This window comes from Streptomyces flavalbus, from assembly GCF_042674625.1.
GTDB lineage: Bacteria > Actinomycetota > Actinomycetes > Streptomycetales > Streptomycetaceae > Streptomyces > Streptomyces flavalbus.
Genome location: NZ_JBHTEB010000001.1, coordinates 1288784 through 1309761, shown reverse-complemented (window position 1 = coordinate 1309761; position 20978 = coordinate 1288784). Strand labels below are relative to the sequence as shown.

At 72.6% G+C, this 20978-nt stretch carries 17 protein-coding genes and 1 pseudogene; 16 read left to right on the top strand and 2 right to left on the bottom strand.

The features are described from left to right. Positions 1-37 precede the first annotated feature (37 nt). Positions 38-538 carry a transcriptional regulator BldD gene (gene bldD, locus ACFQZ6_RS05675; RefSeq protein ID WP_381605252.1) on the bottom strand — a complete coding sequence of 167 codons (501 nt, stop codon included), beginning with the start codon at positions 536-538 and terminating at the stop codon, positions 38-40. Positions 539-826: 288 nt separating this feature from the next. Between bldD and pyrR the strand changes: the two genes are divergently transcribed. The 14 genes and pseudogenes from pyrR (at position 827) to ACFQZ6_RS05605 (ending at position 17412) form a co-directional block, all read left to right on the top strand. Continuing rightward, positions 827-1411 carry a bifunctional pyr operon transcriptional regulator/uracil phosphoribosyltransferase PyrR gene (gene pyrR / locus ACFQZ6_RS05670; protein WP_381605251.1) on the top strand — a complete coding sequence of 195 codons (585 nt, stop codon included), beginning with the start codon at positions 827-829 and terminating at the stop codon, positions 1409-1411. 114 nt (positions 1412-1525) lie between these two features. Further along, a pseudogene (locus ACFQZ6_RS05665) lies at positions 1526-2504 on the top strand (aspartate carbamoyltransferase catalytic subunit). Between the two features lie 5 nt (positions 2505-2509). Beyond that, positions 2510-3796 carry a dihydroorotase gene (locus ACFQZ6_RS05660; protein WP_381605250.1) on the top strand — a complete coding sequence of 429 codons (1287 nt, stop codon included), beginning with the start codon at positions 2510-2512 and terminating at the stop codon, positions 3794-3796. Then, positions 3793-4353 carry a PH-like domain-containing protein gene (locus ACFQZ6_RS05655; protein WP_381605249.1) on the top strand — a complete coding sequence of 187 codons (561 nt, stop codon included), beginning with the start codon at positions 3793-3795 and terminating at the stop codon, positions 4351-4353. Before ACFQZ6_RS05660 ends, ACFQZ6_RS05655 begins: the two co-directional genes overlap by 4 nt. Further along, a complete protein-coding gene (carA, locus tag ACFQZ6_RS05650; protein WP_381605248.1) occupies positions 4350-5492 on the top strand; it encodes a glutamine-hydrolyzing carbamoyl-phosphate synthase small subunit in 1143 nt (380 codons plus the stop codon). The genes ACFQZ6_RS05655 and carA overlap by 4 nt, the downstream gene beginning before the upstream one ends. Then, positions 5485-8793, top strand: a complete 3309-nt coding sequence (gene carB / locus ACFQZ6_RS05645; RefSeq protein ID WP_381605247.1) for a carbamoyl-phosphate synthase large subunit — start codon at positions 5485-5487, stop codon at positions 8791-8793. Before carA ends, carB begins: the two co-directional genes overlap by 8 nt. 62 nt (positions 8794-8855) lie before the next feature. Continuing rightward, entirely contained in the window at positions 8856-9962 is a 1107-nt protein-coding gene (locus ACFQZ6_RS05640) for a quinone-dependent dihydroorotate dehydrogenase (RefSeq protein WP_381605246.1), read from the top strand. Next, positions 9959-10804 (top strand): orotidine-5'-phosphate decarboxylase, encoded by an 846-nt coding sequence (gene pyrF / locus ACFQZ6_RS05635; protein ID WP_381605245.1) that lies wholly within the window; start codon positions 9959-9961, stop codon positions 10802-10804. Before ACFQZ6_RS05640 ends, pyrF begins: the two co-directional genes overlap by 4 nt. 299 nt (positions 10805-11103) lie before the next feature. Beyond that, positions 11104-11427 (top strand): integration host factor, encoded by a 324-nt coding sequence (locus ACFQZ6_RS05630; RefSeq protein ID WP_003977346.1) that lies wholly within the window; start codon positions 11104-11106, stop codon positions 11425-11427. Between the two features lie 37 nt (positions 11428-11464). After that, positions 11465-12022, top strand: coding sequence for a guanylate kinase (gmk, locus tag ACFQZ6_RS05625; RefSeq protein ID WP_381605244.1), 558 nt, complete (start codon positions 11465-11467; stop codon positions 12020-12022). A 38-nt stretch (positions 12023-12060) separates the two neighbouring features. After that, positions 12061-12333: a DNA-directed RNA polymerase subunit omega gene (gene rpoZ / locus ACFQZ6_RS05620; RefSeq protein ID WP_067025681.1), complete on the top strand. Its 273-nt coding sequence runs from the start codon at positions 12061-12063 to the stop codon at positions 12331-12333. Positions 12334-12457: 124 nt separating this feature from the next. After that, positions 12458-13660, top strand: coding sequence for a bifunctional phosphopantothenoylcysteine decarboxylase/phosphopantothenate--cysteine ligase CoaBC (gene coaBC / locus ACFQZ6_RS05615; protein WP_381605243.1), 1203 nt, complete (start codon positions 12458-12460; stop codon positions 13658-13660). A gap of 237 nt (positions 13661-13897) precedes the next feature. Next, on the top strand, positions 13898-15106 hold the full coding sequence (metK, locus tag ACFQZ6_RS05610) for a methionine adenosyltransferase (protein WP_381605242.1): 1209 nt from the start codon (positions 13898-13900) through the stop codon (positions 15104-15106). A 122-nt stretch (positions 15107-15228) separates the two neighbouring features. Then, positions 15229-17412 (top strand): primosomal protein N', encoded by a 2184-nt coding sequence (locus ACFQZ6_RS05605; RefSeq protein ID WP_381605241.1) that lies wholly within the window; start codon positions 15229-15231, stop codon positions 17410-17412. Between the two features lie 295 nt (positions 17413-17707). On the opposite strand, the gene ACFQZ6_RS05600 is transcribed toward ACFQZ6_RS05605, so the two are convergent. Continuing rightward, on the bottom strand, positions 17708-18250 hold the full coding sequence (locus ACFQZ6_RS05600) for a hypothetical protein (protein WP_381605240.1): 543 nt from the start codon (positions 18248-18250) through the stop codon (positions 17708-17710). Positions 18251-18480: 230 nt separating this feature from the next. Here ACFQZ6_RS05600 and fmt point away from each other — a divergent pair, with 230 nt between their 5' ends. Both fmt and ACFQZ6_RS05590 read left to right on the top strand, forming a co-directional pair. Continuing rightward, positions 18481-19413 carry a methionyl-tRNA formyltransferase gene (gene fmt / locus ACFQZ6_RS05595; protein ID WP_381605239.1) on the top strand — a complete coding sequence of 311 codons (933 nt, stop codon included), beginning with the start codon at positions 18481-18483 and terminating at the stop codon, positions 19411-19413. Positions 19414-19518: 105 nt separating this feature from the next. Beyond that, the gene (locus ACFQZ6_RS05590) at positions 19519-20937 is read left to right on the top strand and encodes an RsmB/NOP family class I SAM-dependent RNA methyltransferase (RefSeq protein ID WP_381605238.1); all 1419 of its coding nucleotides are present in this window, start codon (positions 19519-19521) and stop codon (positions 20935-20937) included. Positions 20938-20978 lie beyond the last annotated feature (41 nt).

The following is a 20978-nucleotide window of genomic DNA, read 5'->3' as shown; positions in this document are numbered from 1 at the left end:
GGACCCCGGCGGTACGTTTCTGCGGTGACGCGGGCTGTCAGACCTCCTCGTGGGAGACCGCGCGCCGGGCGTCCGCGTCCAGCACGCCCCAGCTGATGAGCTGCTCGGTGAGGACCGAGGGGGACTGGTCGTAGATGACGGCGAGTGTGCGCAGGTCGTCCTGGCGGATCGACAGCACCTTGCCGTTGTAGTCACCGCGCTGGGACTGGATCGTGGCGGCGTAGCGCTGGAGGGGGCCCGCCTTCTCGGCCGGGACCGTGGCCAGCCGCTCCAGGTCGAGGACCAGCTTCGGCGGCGGCTCGGCGGCGCCGCCCGGGGTGGTGCCCGGCAGCAGCTCCTGGACCGGAACGCCGTAGAAATCCGCCAGCTCCGCAAGGCGCTGCACGGTCACGGCGCGGTCGCCACGCTCGTACGAACCGACCACGACCGCCTTCCAGCGTCCCTGGGACTTCTCCTCGACACCGTGGAGGGAAAGGCCCTGCTGGGTGCGGATGGCCCGGAGCTTGGCCCCGAGCTGTTTGGCGTATTCGCTGGACATATAGCTCCCCGGCACTGTGTCGACGCGGCCTGGCCGTGTTCCCGGCCGCGCAGTTGGTAACTCACTGTGAGGTTACGCAGCGTTACTCTTCCGCGTCAAGCCGAATGGTCCGCACCGACGCTTCCGTGGTAACGGTGACCGGTTGCGCCGAACGGGTGGTCCTGGGGCGGTTGAGCGGGTGGTCCGGGGGGTGCTCCGGGGTGTCGCAGGGGCCTGCTACCGTGGGTGGCGCAATCCCGACGTCCTTTAAGGTCCGTCCCGTGAGGCGGAGAAGGAGGTCCGTTTCGTATGGACAAGCAGCAAGACGGCCAGCGGGACGCGCAGGCGTCCGACGCCCGGCCCGTCCTCGAAGGCCCCGACATCGCCCGGGTGCTGACCCGCATCGCCCACGAGATCGTCGAGCGCGCCAAGGGCGCCGACGACGTGGTGCTCCTCGGCATCCCGACCCGGGGCGTCTTCCTCGCCCAGCGGCTCGCCGCCAAGCTGGAGCAGATCACCGAGCGCAAGGTGCCGTGCGGCTCGCTCGACATCACGATGTACCGCGACGACCTGCGGATGCACCCACCGCGCGCGCTCGCCCGCACCGAGATCCCCGGTGACGGCCTCGACGGCCGCCTCGTCGTCCTCGTCGACGACGTGCTGTTCTCCGGCCGCACCATCCGCGCCGCCCTCGACGCCCTGAACGACATCGGGCGCCCGCGCGCGGTCCAGCTCGCGGTCCTCGTCGACCGCGGCCACCGCGAACTGCCCATCCGCGCCGACTACGTCGGCAAGAACCTCCCCACGTCGCTGCGGGAGACGGTCAAGGTCCAGCTCGCCGAGGAGGACGGTCGCGACACCGTCCTGCTCGGTGCCAAGCCGACCGCCCAGTAGCAGCCGAGGCGTACGCCACCGTCGTACGCCTGCTCCGGCGCGCCCTCACGCGCGCGTGCCTGCCCCGAAATCTCCCCGTTCGCCACGAACGAACTGCCTTACGGAGCCTGAAAGATGCAGCGTCATCTCATCTCGGCCGCCGACCTCACCCGCGACGACGCCGTCCTGATCCTCGACACCGCCGAGGAGATGGCCCGGGTCGCGGACCGGCCCATCAAGAAGCTGCCGACCCTGCGCGGCCGGACCGTGGTCAACCTCTTCTTCGAGGACTCCACCCGTACCCGGATCTCCTTCGAGGCCGCCGAGAAGCGGCTCTCCGCGGACGTCATCAACTTCACCGCCAAGGGCTCCAGCGTCTCCAAGGGCGAGTCCCTGAAGGACACCGCCCAGACGCTGGAGGCCATGGGCGTCGACGCCGTCGTCATCCGGCACGGGGCCTCCGGGGCGCCGTACCGGCTGGCCAACTCCGGCTGGATCGACGCCGCCGTCATCAACGCCGGTGACGGCACCCACCAGCACCCCACGCGCCCTGCTGGACGCGTTCACCATGCGGCGCCGACTGGTCGGCCGGGACGCCGGGCTCGGGCAGGACCTGTCCGGGCGCCGGATCACCATCGTCGGCGACGTGCTGCACAGCCGCGTCGCCCGCTCCAACGTCGACCTGCTGCACACCCTCGGCGCCGAGGTCACCCTCGTCGCCCCGCCCACCCTGGTGCCGGTCGGCGTGGAGACCTGGCCCTGCGAGGTCTCCTACGACCTCGACTCCACGCTCACCAAGTCCGACGCCGTGATGATGCTGCGCGTCCAGCGCGAGCGGATGAACGCCGCGTTCTTCCCCACCGAGCGCGAGTACTCCCGCCGCTACGGCCTCGACGGCGACCGCATGGCGCGGATGCCCGAGCACGCCATCGTGATGCACCCGGGGCCGATGGTCCGCGGCATGGAGATCACCGCCGAGGTCGCGGACTCCGACCGCTGCACCGTCGTCGAGCAGGTCGCCAACGGCGTCTCCATCCGGATGGCCGTGCTCTACCTGCTGCTGGGCGGCAACGAGCCCGCCGTCACCCACGCCCGCACCAACGAGGAGAAGTAAGACCCATGAGCAAGATCCTGATCCGTGGTGCGAAGGTGCTCGGCGGCGCGCTCCAGGACGTGCTGGTCGACGGCGCGACCATCGCCGCGGTCGGCACCGGACTGAGCGCCGAGGGCGCCGAGGTCGTCGAGGCGGACGGCAAGGTGCTGCTGCCGGGCCTGGTCGACCTGCACACGCACCTGCGCGAGCCCGGCCGCGAGGACTCCGAGACCGTCCTCACCGGCACCCGCGCCGCCGCCTCCGGCGGCTACACCGCCGTGTTCGCCATGGCCAACACCTTCCCCGTCGCGGACACCGCGGGCGTCGTCGAGCAGGTCTACCGGCTCGGCCAGGAGCACGGCTACTGCGACGTGCAGCCCATCGGCGCCGTCACCGTCGGCCTGGAGGGCAGCAAGCTCGCGGAACTGGGCGCCATGCACGAGTCGGCCGCCGGGGTCACCGTCTTCTCCGACGACGGCAAGTGCGTCCACGACGCCGTGATCATGCGCCGGGCGCTGGAGTACGTGAAGGCGTTCGGCGGCGTCGTCGCCCAGCACGCCCAGGAGCCCCGGCTGACCGAGGGCGCCCAGATGAACGAGGGCGTCGTCTCCGCCGAACTCGGGCTCGGCGGCTGGCCCGCCGTCGCCGAGGAGTCGATCATCGCGAGGGACGTGCTGCTCGCCGAACACGTCGGCTCGCGCGTGCACATCTGCCACCTGTCGACCGCCGGGTCCGTGGAGATCGTCCGCTGGGCCAAGTCGCGCGGGATCGACGTCACCGCCGAGGTCACCCCGCACCACCTCCTCCTCACGGAGGAGATGGTCCGCAGCTACAACCCCGTCTACAAGGTCAACCCGCCGCTGCGCACCGAACGGGACGTGCGCGCGCTGCGCGAGGCGCTCGCCGACGGCACGATCGACATCGTCGCCACCGACCACGCCCCGCACCCGCACGAGGACAAGGACTGCGAGTGGGCCGCCGCCGCCATGGGCGTGGTCGGCCTGGAGACCGCGTTGTCAGTGGTCCAGGAGACCATGGTCGACACGGGTCTGCTGGACTGGGCCGGGGTAGCCGACCGGATGTCCTTCAAGCCCGCCCGGATCGGTCAGGCCAAGGGCCACGGTCGTCCCGTCTCGGCAGGTGAGCCCGCCAACCTCACCCTCGTCGACACGGCATACCGTGGCTCCGTGGACCCCGCGGGCTTCGCCTCGCGCAGCCGCAACACCCCCTACGAGGGGCGCGAGCTGCCGGGCCGGGTCACGCACACCTGGCTGCGGGGCAAGGCCACCCTCGTCGACGGGAAGCTCACGTGACATCCGTAATCCTGCTGGCCGCCGAGAAGGAATCGGCGGAAGTGACCGACTGGGCCGCCCGGATCGGCTGGGTCATCGGTCTCGCCCTGTTCGTCGCGCTCGTCTACTGGCTGATGCGCGAGGGCTGGAAGTGGCGCGGCACCCTCCAGGGCGACCTGCCGGAGCTGCCCAGCGCGCCGGAGGAGCCCGGCGAGGCGAGACTGACCATGGAGGGCCGCTACCACGGCTCCACCACCGCCGGTCAGTGGCTTGACCGCATCGTCGCGCACGGCCTGGGCACCCGCAGCCGGGTCGAGCTGACCCTGACGGACGCCGGACTGGACGTCGTACGCCCCGGGGCGGCCGACTTCTTCGTCCCCGCCGCCGCGCTGCGCGAGGCCCGGCTCGACAAGGGCATCGCGGGCAAGGTCCTCACCGAGGGCGGACTGCTCGTGGTGACCTGGGCGCACGGCGACAAGCTGATCGACTCCGGCTTCCGCTCCGACCGCGCGGCCGAGCACACCGCGTGGGTCACCACGCTGAACGACATGATCAACAAGAGGGAAGGCGCACGATGACGACCTCCACCAGGGGAGCCGCGAAGGTTCCCGCCGTACTCGTCCTGGAGGACGGCCGGATCTTCCGGGGCCGTGCCTACGGGGCCGTGGGGGAGACCTTCGGCGAAGCGGTGTTCTCCACCGGCATGACCGGCTACCAGGAGACCCTCACCGACCCGTCGTACCACCGCCAGGTCGTCGTGATGACCGCCCCGCACGTCGGCAACACCGGCGTCAACGACGAGGACCCCGAGTCCAAGCGGATCTGGGTCGCGGGCTACGTGGTGCGCGACCCCGCGCGCGTGCCGTCCAACTGGCGCTCCCGGCGCTCCCTCGACGAGGAGCTGCGCCACCAGGGCGTCGTCGGGATCTGCGGCATCGACACCCGCGCCCTCACCCGCCACCTGCGCGAGCGCGGCGCCATGCGCGTCGGCATCTTCTCCGGCAACGCGCTGCCCGACGAGGGCACCATGCTCGCCGAGGTCCGCCAGGTCCCCGAGATGACCGGCGCCAACCTGTCGGCGGAGGTCGCCACCAAGGAGCCCTACGTCGTCCCCGCGATCGGTGAGAAGAAGTTCACCGTCGCCGCCGTCGACCTCGGTATCAAGGGCATGACCCCGCACCGCATGGCCGAGCGCGGCATCGAGGTGCACGTCCTGCCCGCCACCGCCAGCGTCGACGACGTGTACGCCGTCCAGCCCGACGGCGTGTTCTTCTCCAACGGCCCCGGCGACCCCGCCACCGCCGACCACGCCGTCTCCGTGATGCGGGGCGTCCTGGAGCGGAGCACCCCGCTGTTCGGGATCTGCTTCGGCAACCAGATCCTCGGCCGCGCGCTCGGCTTCGGCACCTACAAGCTGAAGTACGGCCACCGCGGCATCAACCAGCCCGTGCAGGACCGTACGACCGGCAAGGTCGAGGTCACCGCGCACAACCACGGATTCGCCGTCGACGCCCCGCTCGACGAGGTCTCCGACACCCCCTTCGGCCGCGCCGAGGTCTCCCACGTGTGCCTCAACGACAACGTGGTGGAGGGGCTCCAGCTCCTCGACCGCCCGGCCTTCAGCGTCCAGTACCACCCCGAAGCGGCAGCGGGCCCCCACGACGCCGCCTACCTGTTCGACCGCTTCGTGAAGCTCATGGAGGGCCAGCGTGCCTAAGCGCACCGATATCCAGTCCGTCCTGGTCATCGGCTCCGGCCCGATCGTCATCGGCCAGGCCGCCGAGTTCGACTACTCCGGCACCCAGGCGTGCCGCGTCCTCAAGGCCGAGGGCCTGCGGGTCATCCTGGTCAACTCCAACCCGGCGACGATCATGACCGACCCGGAGATCGCCGACGCCACCTACGTCGAGCCGATCACCCCCGAGTTCGTCGAGAAGATCATCGCCAAGGAGCGCCCCGACGCGCTGCTGCCCACCCTGGGCGGCCAGACGGCCCTCAACACGGCGATCTCCCTGCACGACAACGGCGTCCTGGAGAAGTACGGCGTCGAACTGATCGGCGCCAAGGTGGAGGCCATCCACAAGGGCGAGGACCGCGACCAGTTCAAGGACGTCGTCGAGGAGGTCCGCAGGAAGACCGGGCACGGCGAGTCCGCGCGGTCGGTGATCTGCCACTCCATGGACGACGTCCTCGCCGGGGTCGAGGAACTCGGCGGCTACCCCGTCGTCGTACGGCCCTCCTTCACCATGGGCGGCGCCGGTTCCGGCTTCGCCCACGACGAGGACGAGCTGCGCCGCATCGCCGGTCAGGGCCTCACGCTCTCCCCGACCACCGAGGTGCTCCTGGAGGAGTCCATCCTCGGCTGGAAGGAGTACGAGCTGGAGCTGATGCGCGACAAGAACGACAACGTCGTGGTCGTCTGCTCCATCGAGAACTTCGACCCGATGGGCGTGCACACCGGCGACTCCATCACCGTCGCCCCCGCGATGACGCTCACCGACCGCGAGTACCAGGTGCTGCGTGACGTCGGCATCGCGATCATCCGCGAGGTCGGCGTCGACACCGGCGGCTGCAACATCCAGTTCGCGGTCAACCCCGTCGACGGGCGGGTCATCGTCATCGAGATGAACCCGCGCGTGTCGCGGTCCTCGGCGCTCGCCTCCAAGGCGACCGGCTTCCCCATCGCCAAGATCGCCGCGAAGCTCGCCGTCGGCTACACCCTCGACGAGATCCCCAACGACATCACCCAGGAGACCCCGGCCTCCTTCGAGCCGACCCTGGACTACGTCGTCGTCAAGGCGCCCCGGTTCGCCTTCGAGAAGTTCCCGCAGGCCGACGCCACCCTGACGACCACCATGAAGTCGGTCGGCGAGGCGATGGCGATCGGCCGCAACTTCACCGAGGCGTTCCAGAAGGCGCTGCGCTCGCTGGAGAAGAAGGGCAGCCAGTTCACGTTCGTGGGCGACCCGGGCGACAAGCAGACGCTGCTTGAGGAGTCCGTCCGGCCCACCGACGGGCGCATCAACACCGTCATGCGGGCCATCCGCGCGGGCGCCACGCCCGAGGAGGTCTTCGAGTACACCAAGATCGACCCCTGGTTCGTCGACCAGCTCTTCCTGATCAAGGAGATCGCCGACGAGCTGGCCGAGGCCGCCGAGCTGACCCCCGAGCTGCTCGCCGAGGCCAAGCGGCACGGCTTCTCGGACGTCCAGATCGGTGAGATCCGCGGCCTGCGCGAGGACGTGGTCCGCGAGGTGCGGCACGCGCTCGGCGTCCGCCCGGTCTACAAGACCGTCGACACCTGCGCCGCCGAGTTCGCCGCGAAGACGCCGTACTTCTACTCCTCCTACGACGAGGAGACCGAGGTCGCCCCGCGCGAGAAGCCCGCGGTGATCATCCTGGGCTCCGGCCCCAACCGCATCGGCCAGGGCATCGAGTTCGACTACTCCTGCGTCCACGCCTCCTTCGCGCTGTCCGACGCCGGGTACGAGACGGTGATGGTCAACTGCAACCCGGAGACGGTCTCCACCGACTACGACACCTCCGACCGCCTGTACTTCGAGCCGCTGACGCTGGAGGACGTGCTGGAGATCGTGCACGCCGAGCGGCAGGCCGGACCCGTCGCGGGCGTCATCGTCCAGCTCGGCGGCCAGACCCCGCTGGGCCTGTCGCAGGCCCTGAAGGACAACGGCGTACCGATCGTCGGCACCTCCCCGGAGGCCATCCACGCCGCCGAGGACCGCGGCGCCTTCGGCCGCGTGCTCGCGGAGGCGGGCCTCCCGGCCCCCAAGCACGGCACCGCCACCACGTTCGCCGAGGCCAAGGCCATCGCGGACGAGATCGGCTACCCGGTCCTCGTACGGCCGTCGTACGTGCTCGGCGGGCGCGGCATGGAGATCGTCTACGACGAGGCCCGGCTGTCCTCCTACATCGCCGAGTCGACCGAGATCAGCCCCTCCCGGCCGGTCCTCGTCGACCGGTTCCTGGACGACGCCATCGAGATCGACGTCGACGCCCTCTACGACGGCGAGGAGCTGTACCTCGGCGGTGTGATGGAGCACATCGAGGAGGCCGGCATCCACTCCGGCGACTCCGCGTGCGCGCTGCCCCCGATCACCCTCGGCGGCTTCGACATCAAGCGGCTGCGCGCCTCCACCGAGGGCATCGCCAAGGGCGTCGGCGTGCGCGGCCTGATCAACATCCAGTTCGCGCTCGCCGGGGACATCCTCTACGTCCTGGAGGCCAACCCGCGCGCGTCGCGCACCGTGCCCTTCACCTCCAAGGCGACCGCCGTGCCGCTGGCGAAGGCCGCCGCCCGGATCTCGCTGGGCGCGACCATCGCGGAGCTGCGCGCGGAGGGGCTGCTGCCGCGCCACGGCGACGGCGGCGAACTGCCGCTGGACGCGCCGATCTCCGTCAAGGAGGCCGTCATGCCGTGGTCGCGGTTCCGCGACATCCACGGCCGCGGCGTCGACACCGTCCTCGGCCCGGAGATGCGCTCCACCGGCGAGGTCATGGGCATCGACTCCGTCTTCGGCACGGCGTACGCCAAGTCGCAGGCCGGGGCCTACGGGCCGCTGCCGACCAAGGGCCGCGCCTTCATCTCCGTCGCCAACCGCGACAAGCGGTCGATGATCTTCCCGGCCCGGGAACTCGTCGCGCACGGCTTCGAGCTGCTCGCCACCTCCGGCACCGCCGAGGTCCTCAAGCGCAACGGCATCAACGCCACCGTGGTGCGCAAGCAGTCCGAGGGCACCGGCCCCAACGGCGAGAAGACCGTCGTCCAGCTCATCCACGACGGCGAGGTCGACCTCATCGTCAACACCCCCTACGGCACCGGCGGCCGACTCGACGGCTACGACATCCGCACCGCCGCCGTCGCCCGCTCCGTACCGTGCCTGACGACGGTGCAGGCGCTCGCCGCCGCCGTCCAGGGCATCGACGCGCTCAACCACGGCGACGTGGGCGTCCGCTCGCTCCAGGAACACGCGGAACACCTGACCGCGGCCCGCGACTAGCAGCCCGACGAGGGGGACACCGGAAACGGTGTCCCCCTCTTCATGAGGCTTACGAGGACACCATGTACAAGACCTTCTTCACGCTCGTCTTCCGGCGGATGGACCCGGAGCGGGCCCACCACCTCGCCTTCCGCTGGATCCGCCTGGCCGCGCGCGTCCCCGTGCTGCGCACCTTCGTCGCGGCCGTCCTCGCGCCCCGCTACCCCGAGCTGCGCACCGAGGCCCTCGGGCTGCGGATGCACGGCCCCTTCGGGCTGGCCGCGGGCTTCGACAAGAACGCCGTCGCGATCGACGGCATGGCGATGCTCGGCTTCGACCACGTCGAGATCGGCACCGTCACCGGGGAGCCACAGCCCGGCAACCCCAGGAAGCGGCTGTTCCGGCTGGTGCCGGACCGCGCGCTGATCAACCGCATGGGCTTCAACAACGACGGCTCCGCGGCCGTCGCCGCCCGCCTCGCGGCCCGCGAGGAGGTCTTCAGGACCGTCGTCGGGGTCAACATCGGCAAGACCAAGGTCGTCCCGGAGGCGGGGGCCGCCGCGGACTACGTCAAGTCCGCCGAACGCCTCGCGCCGCACGCCGACTACCTCGTCGTCAACGTCTCGTCGCCCAACACGCCAGGACTGCGCGACCTCCAGGCCACCGAGGCGCTGCGCCCGCTGCTGACCGCCGTCCGCGAGGCCGCCGACCGGGCCGTGCCCACCCGGCGCGTCCCGCTGCTGGTCAAGATCGCGCCCGACCTCGCCGACGAGGACGTCGACGCCGTCGCCGACCTCGCCGTGGAACTCGGCCTGGACGGCATCATCGCCACCAACACCACCATCGCGCGCGAGGGGCTCGGCCTGACCTCCGATCCCGCCCTGGTCGCGGAGACCGGCGGCCTGTCCGGCGCCCCCCTGAAGGCCCGCTCCCTGGAGGTACTGCGGCGCCTGTACGCGCGCGTGGGCGACCGCGTCACCCTCGTCGGCGTCGGCGGCATCGAGAACGCCGAGGACGCCTGGCAGCGCATCCTCGCGGGCGCCACCCTCGTGCAGGGCTACAGCGCCTTCATCTACGAGGGCCCCTTCTGGTCCCGGGCGGTCCACAAGGGCCTCGCCGCCCGGCTGCGCACCAGCCCGTACGCCACCCTCGCCGACGCGGTCGGCGCCGACGTGAAGGAGACCGCATGACCGCCCTGGAGCCCTTCGGCGCCCGGCTGCGCCACGCCATGGACGAGCGCGGCCCGCTTTGCGTCGGCATCGACCCGCACGCGTCCCTGCTCACCGAGTGGGGGCTCAACGACGACGTCGCCGGTCTGGAGCGGTTCAGCCGCACCGTCGTCGAGGCGACGGCCGACCGGGTCGCCGTCCTGAAGCCGCAGAGCGCGTTCTTCGAGCGGTTCGGCTCGCGCGGGGTCGCCGTCCTGGAGAGGGCCGTGGCGGACGCCCGCGCCGCCGGCGCCCTGGTCGTCATGGACGCCAAGCGCGGCGACATCGGCTCCACCATGGCCGCCTACGCCGAGTCCTTCCTGCACAAGGACGCCCCGCTGTTCTCCGACGCGCTGACCGTCTCGCCGTACCTGGGCTACGGCTCGCTGCGGCCCGCCGTCGAGCTGGCCCGGGAGAGCGGCGCGGGGCTCTTCGTGCTGGCGCTGACCTCCAACCCGGAGGGCGGCGAGGTGCAGCACGCGGTGCGCGCGGACGGGCGGAACGTGGGCGCGACGATGCTCGCGCACCTCGCCGCCGAGAACGCCGGTGAGGGTCCGCTGGGCTCCTTCGGCGCCGTCGTCGGGGCCACGCTGGGTGATCTGTCGTCGTACGACCTGGAGATCAACGGGCCGCTCCTCGCGCCCGGCATCGGCGCACAAGGGGCGACTCCGGCCGATCTTCCGCAGGTCTTCGGGGCGGCGGTGCGCAACGTGGTGCCGAACGTCAGCCGGGGGGTGCTGCGGCACGGTCCCGACGTCGTCGCGCTGCGTGCTGCCGCGGACCGGTTCGCCGACGAGATCCGGGCGGCGCTGGCGGCGGTCTGAGGGGGCCGGGGGAGGGTCAGCGAGGGGTCGCGGAGGGGCCCGCGTCTGGATACATCCTCAAATCCGGGGCAGTATGTCTGAAATGTACTGTCCTGACAGAGGCTGACCAGGACTTTTCCGCTGTTCTCGCTGACTCTGGCGGACTTGCCCGCTAGTCTCCGACGAGTGAGGGCCCCTCCCGCGCTCCAAGGCAGCGGGGGAGAACGGGCGAGCGTGTTGCTCGTGGCCCCTCAGGTGTGGGGCGACTAGGTTCCTCACCGGTCCGTATCCGACAGTTCGACATCCGAGGTGACGTAGGCGTGGCTCTTCCGCCCCTTACCCCCGAACAGCGCGCAGCCGCGCTCGAAAAGGCCGCCGCGGCTCGCCGGGAGCGGGCCGAGGTCAAGAATCGACTCAAGCACTCCGGCGCCTCCCTTCACGAGGTCATCAAGCAGGGCCAGGAGAACGACGTCATCGGCAAGATGAAGGTCTCCGCACTCCTGGAGTCCCTGCCGGGCGTGGGCAAGGTCCGCGCCAAGCAGATCATGGAGCGACTGGGCATCTCCGAGAGCCGCCGCGTGCGCGGTCTCGGTTCCAACCAGATCGCCTCCCTGGAGCGCGAGTTCGGCAGCACCGGCTCCTGAGTCCCGGGCGCCGGGCGATTGCTGGAATAATCGCCGCATGAGTGAACGTCCGCGGCTGACCGTGCTCTCCGGCCCCTCGGGGGTCGGCAAGAGCACGGTCGTCGCCCATATGCGCAAGGAACACCCCGAGGTCTGGCTCTCGGTGTCGGCGACGACCCGTAGGCCGCGCCCCGGCGAGCAGCACGGGGTCCACTACTTCTTCGTCACCGACGAGGAGATGGACAAGCTGATCGCCAACGGCGAGCTGCTGGAGTGGGCCGAGTTCGCCGGAAACCGCTACGGCACCCCGCGCGCGGCCGTGCTGGAGCGGCTGGAGGCGGGTGAGCCGGTGCTGCTGGAGATCGACCTCCAGGGTGCCCGGCAGGTCCGCGACACCATGCCGGAGGCCCAGTTGGTGTTCCTGGCTCCGCCCTCCTGGGAGGAGCTGGTGCGCAGGCTCACGGGCCGGGGCACCGAGCCGCCCGAGGTGATCGAGCGCCGCCTGGGAGCGGCGAAGGTCGAGCTGGCGGCCGAGCCGGAGTTCGATACGACCTTGATCAACACCTCTGTCGAGGACGTGGCGCGCGAGCTGCTAGCCTTGATGGCAGTCGTGTGATCATGACTGATCTTTTCCCATCCATCGGAAGGTAGAGCGTGTCCTCTTCCATCTCCGCGCCCGAGGGCATCATCAACCCGCCGATCGACGAGCTTCTCGAGGCCACCGACTCGAAGTACAGCCTCGTGATCTACGCGGCCAAGCGTGCCCGCCAGATCAACGCGTACTACTCGCAGCTCGGCGAGGGTCTCCTTGAGTACGTCGGTCCGCTCGTGGACACCCACGTCCACGAGAAGCCGCTCTCGATCTCCCTCCGCGAGATCAACGCGGGTCTGCTGACCTCCGAGGCCATCGAGGGCCCGGCGCAGTAAGCAGAAGCGTTAAGTAGTATTTTCAGCCTGAAGCTGACTTATCCACAGGCCCGGCACGCGACTGCCGGGCCTGTGGTGTGTGATAGGGGCGTACGTGCGGGTCGTCGAGGTGCGGGGAGTGACGGTGGACAAGCCGAAGGTCGTTCTGGGGGTCAGCGGTGGCATCGCCGCCTACAAGGCGTGCGAACTGCTGCGCCGACTGACGGAATCAGGCCATGACGTCCGGGTCGTGCCCACCGCCTCCGCGCTGCACTTCGTCGGCGCCGCGACCTGGTCGGCCCTCTCCGGCCACCCCGTCTCCACGGAGGTGTGGGACGACGTCCACGAGGTGCCGCACGTCCGCATCGGCCAGCACGCCGACCTCGTGGTGGTCGCCCCGGCCACCGCCGACACGCTGGCCAAGGCCGCCCACGGCCTCGCCGACGACCTGCTGACCAACACCCTGCTCACCGCCCGCTGCCCGGTCGTCTTCGCCCCCGCCATGCACACCGAGATGTGGGAACACCCGGCCACCCAGGAGAACGTGGCGACCCTGCGCCGCCGCGGCGCCGTCGTCATCGAACCGGCCGTCGGCCGCCTCACCGGCGTCGACACCGGCAAGGGCCGCCTGCCCGACCCCGCCGAGATCTTCGAGGTCTGCCGCCGGGTGCTGGCCCGGGGGGTGGCCGAGCCCGACCTCGCCGGACGCCACGTCGTCGTCAGCGCGGGCGGCACCCGCGAGCCCCTCGACCCCGTGCGCTTCCTCGGCAACCGCTCCTCCGGCAAGCAGGGCTACGCCCTCGCGCGGACGGCGGCGGCGCGCGGCGCCCGCGTCACCCTGGTCGCCGCCAACACCGGCCTGCCGGACCCGGCGGGGGTGGACGTCGTCCCGGTCGGCACCGCCGTCCAGCTCCGGGAGGCGGTGCTGAAGGCGGCGGCCGACGCCGACGCCGTGGTGATGGCCGCCGCGGTGGCGGACTTCCGGCCCGCGGTCTACGCCGCCGGGAAGATCAAGAAGCAGGACGGCCAGGACCCCGAGCCGGTCGCGCTGATACGCAACCCCGACATCCTCGCGGAGATCTCGGCCGACCGCCCCCGCGCAGGACAGGTCGTCGTGGGCTTCGCCGCCGAGACCGACGACGTCCTGGCCAACGGCCGCACCAAGCTCCGGCGCAAGGGCTGCGACCTGCTCGTGGTCAACGAGGTCGGCGAGCGCAAGACCTTCGGCTCGGAGGAGAACGAGGCCGTGGTGCTCGGCGCCGACGGCAGCGAGACCCCCGTGCCGCACGGTCCCAAAGAGGCGCTGGCAGACGTCGTCTGGGACCTGGTCGCGGCCCGGCTCGGCTGACCTCAGGGGTGGGCGGAGTGTGGCTGGAGTGGCGACATTGCGGTGTGGCGGCCCTGGCCAAGGCGGCGGGCCATTGGGCAGAATGCGGGTGCCGCAGGTCACAGCGCTTCCGAGAGGCGAGACAGGGGGGCCGGTGACCGAACGCGACCGATAAACTGTTCTCGGACGACGCCGGGCGCAGCCCCCGTCCCGTCCGCCCATGATCAGCCAGCAGCCGCTGCAACCCCAGGGAGCGTTGTGTCCCGTCGCCTGTTCACCTCGGAGTCCGTGACCGAGGGCCACCCCGACAAGATCGCTGACCAGATCAGCGACACCATTCTCGACGCCCTGCTCCGCGAGGACCCCTCCTCCCGAGTCGCCGTCGAGACCCTGATCACCACCGGTCTCGTGCACGTGGCGGGTGAGGTCACGACCAAGGCCTACGCGCCGATCGCCCAGCTCGTGCGCGAGAAGATCCTGGAGATCGGCTACGACTCCTCCAAGAAGGGCTTCGACGGCGCGTCCTGCGGCGTGTCGGTGTCGATCGGCGCGCAGTCCCCGGACATCGCGCAGGGCGTGGACACGGCGTACGAGAACCGCGTCGAAGGCGACGACGACGAGCTGGACCGGCAGGGCGCCGGTGACCAGGGCCTGATGTTCGGCTACGCGACGGACGAGACGCCGACGCTGATGCCGCTGCCCATCTTCCTCGCGCACCGGCTCTCCAACCGGCTGTCCGAGGTCCGCAAGAACGGCACCATCCCCTACCTGCGCCCGGACGGCAAGACGCAGGTCACCATCGAGTACGACGGCGACAAGGCGGTCCGCCTGGACACCGTCGTGGTCTCCTCGCAGCACGCCTCCGACATCGACCTGGAGTCGCTGCTCGCCCCGGACATCCGCGAGTTCGTCGTCGAGCCCGAGCTGAAGGCCCTGCTGGAGGACGGGATCAAGCTCGACACCGAGAACTACCGCCTGCTGGTCAACCCCACCGGCCGCTTCGAGATCGGCGGCCCGATGGGCGACGCCGGACTGACCGGCCGCAAGATCATCATCGACACCTACGGCGGCATGGCCCGGCACGGCGGCGGCGCCTTCTCCGGCAAGGACCCCTCCAAGGTGGACCGCTCCGCCGCGTACGCCATGCGCTGGGTCGCCAAGAACGTCGTCGCGGCGGGCCTCGCCTCCCGCTGCGAGGTCCAGGTCGCCTACGCCATCGGCAAGGCCGAGCCGGTCGGTCTGTTCGTGGAGACCTTCGGCACCCACAAGGTCGACACCGACAAGATCGAGCAGGCCATCGAGGAGGTCTTCGACCTCCGTCCGGCCGCCATCATCCGCGACCTGGACCTGCTGCGCCCGATCTACGCCCAGACCGCCGCCTACGGCCACTTCGGCCGTGAGCTGCCCGAGTTCACCTGGGAGCGCACGGACCGGGTGGACGCGCTGCGCAAGGCCGTCGGCCGGTAAGGCCACCGTCCACCGCGTCGAGTGACTCGGCGGGGCCCGGTCTCCCCCAGGGGCGGCCGGGCCCTTCGCGTGCGGTGGTCGCGGGCCGCCGCGTTGTCAGTGCCGTTTGTAACAATGCAACCGTGAGCAGCGACAACGGGCAGGGGAGCGGGGGCGCCGAGGGCGCGCCGCCGGAGCAGCTCGCGCTCATCCGGGAGAGTGTGCGGGGGGCGAAGGCGCCGCGGGCCAAGCCGCGGACCTGGCGGGGGGCCGCGCTGGCCAAGGAGCTGCCGGTCGCGCGGGTCCTCGTCGACAAGGGCGTGCTCCACCTCGACCGGTACTTCGACTACGCCGTCCCCGAGGAGCTGGACGCCGACGCGCGGCCCGGGGTGCGGGTGCGGGTGCGCTTCGGGGCCGGGCGGCACCGGGTGCGAGAGGGGCGCCGGGAGGGCGGCGGGCTGATCGACGGCTTCCTGATCGAGCGGCGGGCCGAGTCCGACTACTCCGGGCCACTGGCCGCGCTCGCCCAGGTCGTCTCCCCCGAGCCGGTGCTCGACGAGGAGCTGCTCGGACTGGCCCGCGCCGTCGCCGACCGGTACGCGGGGAGCCTCGCCGACGTGCTGCAACTGGCCGTCCCGCCGCGCAGCGCACGTGCCGAGCAGCGTCCGTCGCCCGCGCCGCTGCCGCCGCCCCCGGCGCCGGAGGCGGGGTCCTGGGCGCGTTACGAGCACGGGCCCGCGTTCCTGGCGGCGCTGGCCTCCGGAGGCGCCCCCCGGGCGGTCTGGCACGCCCTGCCCGGACCCCGGTGGAGCGCGGAGCTGGCCCGGGCCGTCGCCGCGACGCTGGCCTCCGGGCGCGGCGCCCTGGTCGTCGTCCCCGACGGGCGGGCCGCCGCACGGGTCGACGCCGCCCTCACCGAGCTGCTGGGGGAGGGGCGGCACGCGCTGCTCACCGCCGACGCCGGGCCCGAGAAGCGGTACCGCGAGTGGCTCGCGGTGCGGCGCGGTTCCGTACGGGCCGTCGTCGGCACGCGCGCCGCCATGTTCGCGCCCGTGCGGGACCTCGGCCTCGTCGCCCTCTGGGACGACGGGGACGACAGCCACAGCGAACCGCACGCCCCGCAGCCGCACGCCCGCGAGGTGCTGCTGCTGCGGGCCGCCCAGGACGGGTGCGCGTTCCTGCTGGGCGGCCTCGGCTGCACCGTGGAGGCCGCGCAGCTCGTCGACAGCGGCTGGGCCCGGCCACTGGTCGCCTCCCGCGAGCAGGTGCGGGCCGCCGCCCCGCTGGTGCGTACCGTCGGCGACACCGACCTGGCCCGGGACGAGGCCGCCCGCGCCGCCCGGCTGCCCACCCTGGCCTGGCAGGTGGTCAGGGAGGGCCTCAAGCACGGGCCGGTCCTGGTGCAGGTGCCCCGGCGCGGCTACGTGCCACGGATGGCGTGTGCCCAGTGCCGGGCGCCCGCACGGTGCCGACACTGCGCCGGGCCGCTCCAGGCGCGGGACTCCGCGGCGCTGGCCTGCGGCTGGTGCGGGCGCGAGGAGGGCGCCTGGCACTGCCCCGAGTGCGGGTCCTTCCGGCTGCGCGCCCAGGTCGTCGGGGCGCGGCGGACGGCGGAGGAGCTGGGCCGCGCCTTTCCGGCCGTGCCAGTGCGGACGTCGGGCCGGGAGCACGTCCTCGACACCGTGTCCGGCGCGCCCGCGCTGGTGGTGAGCACACCGGGCGCCGAACCGGTCGCCGAGGGCGGTTACGCGGCGGCCCTGCTGCTGGACGGCTGGGCGATGCTCGGGCGGCCCGACCTGCGGGCCGGTGAGGACGCGCTGCGCCGCTGGATCGCCGCGGCGGCGCTCGTCCGGCCGCAGGGCGAGGGCGGCACGGTGGTCGCCGTCGCGGAGCCGACCCTGCGGCCCGTGCAGGCGCTGGTGCGCTGGGACCCGGTCGGGCACGCGGTGCGCGAGCTGGCTGAGCGGGCCGAGCTGGGCTTCCCGCCGGTGTCCCGGATGGCGGCGGTGTCCGGGCCGCCGGAGGCGGTCGCGGAGTTCCTCGGCATGGCCGAGCTGCCCGAGGAGGCGGAGGTGCTGGGGCCGGTACCAGTGCCCGGCACGACACCGGGGCGGCCCCGCCGACCGGGCGCGCCCCCGGCTGGCGAGCACTGGGAACGGGCGCTGATCCGGGTGCCGCCGGGGCGGGGCGCGGCACTGGCGGCGGCGCTGAAGACGGCGCAGGCGGCGCGGATGGCCCGGGGGAGCGGGCAGGCGGGCGCTGGCGCGGGCACGGGGGCGGCGGGGCAGGCGGTGCGGGTGCGGATCGACCCGCCTGACATCGGGTGAGGGGGCTGGTGCCGGGTGGGGAGCGGCGAGGGAGATGGCGTCGTCCCGGCCCTCGGTGAGACGCCGACTCATGCGAGGAGACACCGACCACGGACACGGCTGCCCTCCCGGACGTGGGCCGGGAGGGCAGGGGCGGCGCAGCCGTAAGGGGCGCCCCGAGGGCAGCCGTCGCGGGCGTCCGGAGCCAGCCGTGGAGGGCGTCCAGGCCAGCCGAAGGAGGCGCCCAGGAGCAGCCGTAGAGGGCCTCCGAGTAGCCGTAGAGGGTGCCTCCGAGTAGCCGTAGAAGGCCCCCGGGTCAGCCGTTGCGGGGCCCCGGGAAGGCGGTGGGGCGGATTTCCTCGCGGAGGGCGGGGCTGCCCGCCGTCGGCTGGGTCGGCATGGAGCGGGCCGCGGGGACCGTGGGCATCGTGGGCAGGCCCGTGTTCACGCTGACCGTGCGGGTGCCCGAGGGCTCCGTGGACCGCTCGGCCTCGGCGGCGGCCTGGGCGCTGGCGCGGCGCGAGCCGTAGCGGCGGTGGACCGCCTGCTTGGTGACCCCGAGCGCGGAGCCCACCGCGTCCCACGAGAAGCCGAGCGAGCGGTCGAAGTCGACCGCGGCCGTGACCAGGGTCTCGACACTGTCCCGCAGTTCCTGTGCGAGGCGGACGGTCGGGGCGGGGGCGCGTCCGTAGACGACGAAGCCCGTGGCGGGGCCGGAGCGGCGCGGGCGGTAGACGTTGCCCAACTGGGCGGTGAGCGTGCGCAACGCGTCCACCTGCCGGCGGACCCGCTCGATGTCCCGCACCAGCAAGTGCAGGCTGGCCCGAGCCTGGGCGTCGTGGGTTGCGTGGTCGGCCATGAACAAGCCTCTCGAACCGGCGTTGAGGAGGAAGGGTCGGGCCGCGACCGCGGCCCGTGGGTCAACTCTTTCTAGACCAACGCCTTTTTGCGTGACTGGTCACGCTCCAGGGGCGTATGGGCATATGCGTACGCCCCCGGCGGGAAGTGTGCGCGGGAGCGTGCAGGGGGGCACCCATAGACTGGTGCGTCGCCCGTCGTTCACCCCGTCCGAGAGGCCCGTGTCCCTCCATGAAGCTCGTCTTCGCCGGTACCCCCGAGGTCGCCGTCCCCGCCCTGGACGCCCTGATCGCCTCCGCACGGCACGAGGTGGCCGCCGTCGTCACCCGGCCGGACGCACCGGCGGGCCGGGGGCGCAGGCTGGTCGCCTCCCCGGTCGCCGAGCGGGCCGAGGAGGCCGGGATCGAGGTACTGAAGCCCGCCAGGCCGCGTGACCCGGAGTTCCTGGAGCGGCTGCGCGAGATCGCCCCCGACTGCTGCCCCGTCGTCGCCTACGGCGCCCTGCTGCCCCGCGTCGCCCTCGACGTCCCCGCGCACGGCTGGGTCAACCTGCACTTCTCCCTGCTGCCCGCCTGGCGCGGCGCCGCGCCGGTGCAGCACGCCGTCATGGCGGGCGACGAGATCACGGGCGCGTCCACCTTCCTCATCGAGGAGGGCCTGGACTCCGGTCCCGTCTACGGCACGGTCACCGAGACCGTCCGGCCCACCGACACCAGCGGCGACCTGCTGACCCGGCTCGCCTTCGCGGGCGCCGGGCTGCTGGCCGCGACCATGGACGGCATCGCGGACGGCACCCTGCAGGCCGTACCGCAGCCCGCCGAGGGCGTCTCCCTGGCGCCGAAGATCACCGTCGAGGACGCCCGCGTCGACTGGGCCACGCCCGCCCTGCGCGTGGACAGGGTGGTACGGGGGTGCACGCCCGCGCCGGGCGCCTGGACCACCTTCCGCGGTGAGCGGCTCAAGCTCGTCCAGGTGTCCCTGGCCCCCGAGCTGACCGACCTCGCCCCGGGGCGGCTCGCCGTCGGCAAGAACAGCGTCCACGTCGGCACCGGCTCGCACGCGGTGGAGCTGGTGTGGGTGCAGGCGCAGGGCAAGAAGCCGATGCGCGCGGCGGACTGGGCGCGCGGGGTACGCATCGCCGACGGGGAGACGCTCGGGGCGTGAGCTGCCGTGACCTGGCGGCAGGGGCGGTCGGGGCGTGAGCTGGCGCGGAGCGTACCGGCGTACGCTGGACGCACACCGTATACAGACATTCCGGAGCACCTTTTCGTGAGCGACACCTCCCGGCGCCCCCGCAAGCCCGGCAAGCCCTACCGGCGGCCCAAGAAGGACCCCGTCCGCGTCCTCGCCTTCGAGGCGCTGCGCGCGGTGGACGAGCGGGACGCCTACGCCAACCTCGTGCTGCCGCCGCTGCTGCGCAAGGCGCGTGAGCAGGGCGACTTCGACGGGCGGGACGCCGCCCTCGCCACCGAGCTGGTGTACGGCACGCTGCGGCGGCAGGGCACCTACGACGCCGTCATCGCGGCCTGCGTCGACCGGCCGCTGCGGGAGGTCGACCCGCCGGTGCTGGACGTGCTGAGCCTCGGGACGCACCAACTGCTCGGGACGCGCATCCCGACGCACGCCGCCGTCTCCGCCTCCGTGGAGCTGGCGCGCGTGGTGCTCGGCGACGGGCGGGCGAAGTTCGTCAACGCCGTGCTGCGCAAGGTCGCCCAGCACGATCTGGACGGCTGGCTGGAGCGGGTCGCGCCGCCCTACGACGACGATCCCGAGGACCATCTCGCCGTCGTGCACTCGCATCCGCGGTGGGTCGTCTCCGCGCTGTGGGACTCGCTCGGCGGGGGGCGGGCCGGGATCGAGGAGCTGCTGGCCGCCGACAACGAGCGGCCCGAGGTGACGCTGGTCGCCCGGCCGGGGCGGGCCACGACGGAGGAACTGCTCCGGGAGGACGCCGCCGAGCCCGGCCGCTGGTCGCCGTACGCCGTGCGGCTCACCGAGGGCGGGGAGCCCGGGGCCGTCGAGGCCGTGCGGGAGGGCCGGGCCGGGGTGCAGGACGAGGGCAGTCAGCTCGTCGCCCTCGCGCTGGCCAACGCGCCCCTGGAGGGGCCGGACGAGAAGTGGCTCGACGGGTGCGCCGGGCCCGGCGGGAAGGCGGCGCTGCTGGCCGCGCTCGCGGCGCAGCGCGGGGCGACGCTGCTCGCCTCCGAGAAGCAGCCGCACCGCGCCGGGCTGGTCGCCAAGGCGCTGCACGGCAACCCCGGTCCGTACCAGGTCATCGCCGCCGACGGGACCCGGCCGCCGTGGCGGCCCGGCACCTTCGACCGGGTGCTGGTGGACGTGCCGTGCACGGGGCTCGGGGCGCTGCGGCGGCGGCCCGAGGCGCGGTGGCGGCGACGGCCGGAGGACCTCGACGGGTTCGCGCCGCTCCAGCGGGGGCTGCTGCGCACCGCCCTGGAGTCGGTGCGGGTGGGCGGCGTGGTCGGCTACGCGACCTGCTCGCCGCACCTCGCCGAGACGCGGGCGGTCGTCTCCGACGTGCTCAAGCAGTTCCCGGAGACGGAACTCGTGGACGCCCGCCCGCTGCTGCCCGGGGTGCCGGACCTCGGGGAGGGGCCGGACGTGCAGTTGTGGCCGCATGTGCATGGGACGGACGCGATGTACCTGGCGGTGATCCGCCGGGTGGGCTGACGCGGGGCCGGTCCGGTCGCCGTACGCTTCCCGGACGACGA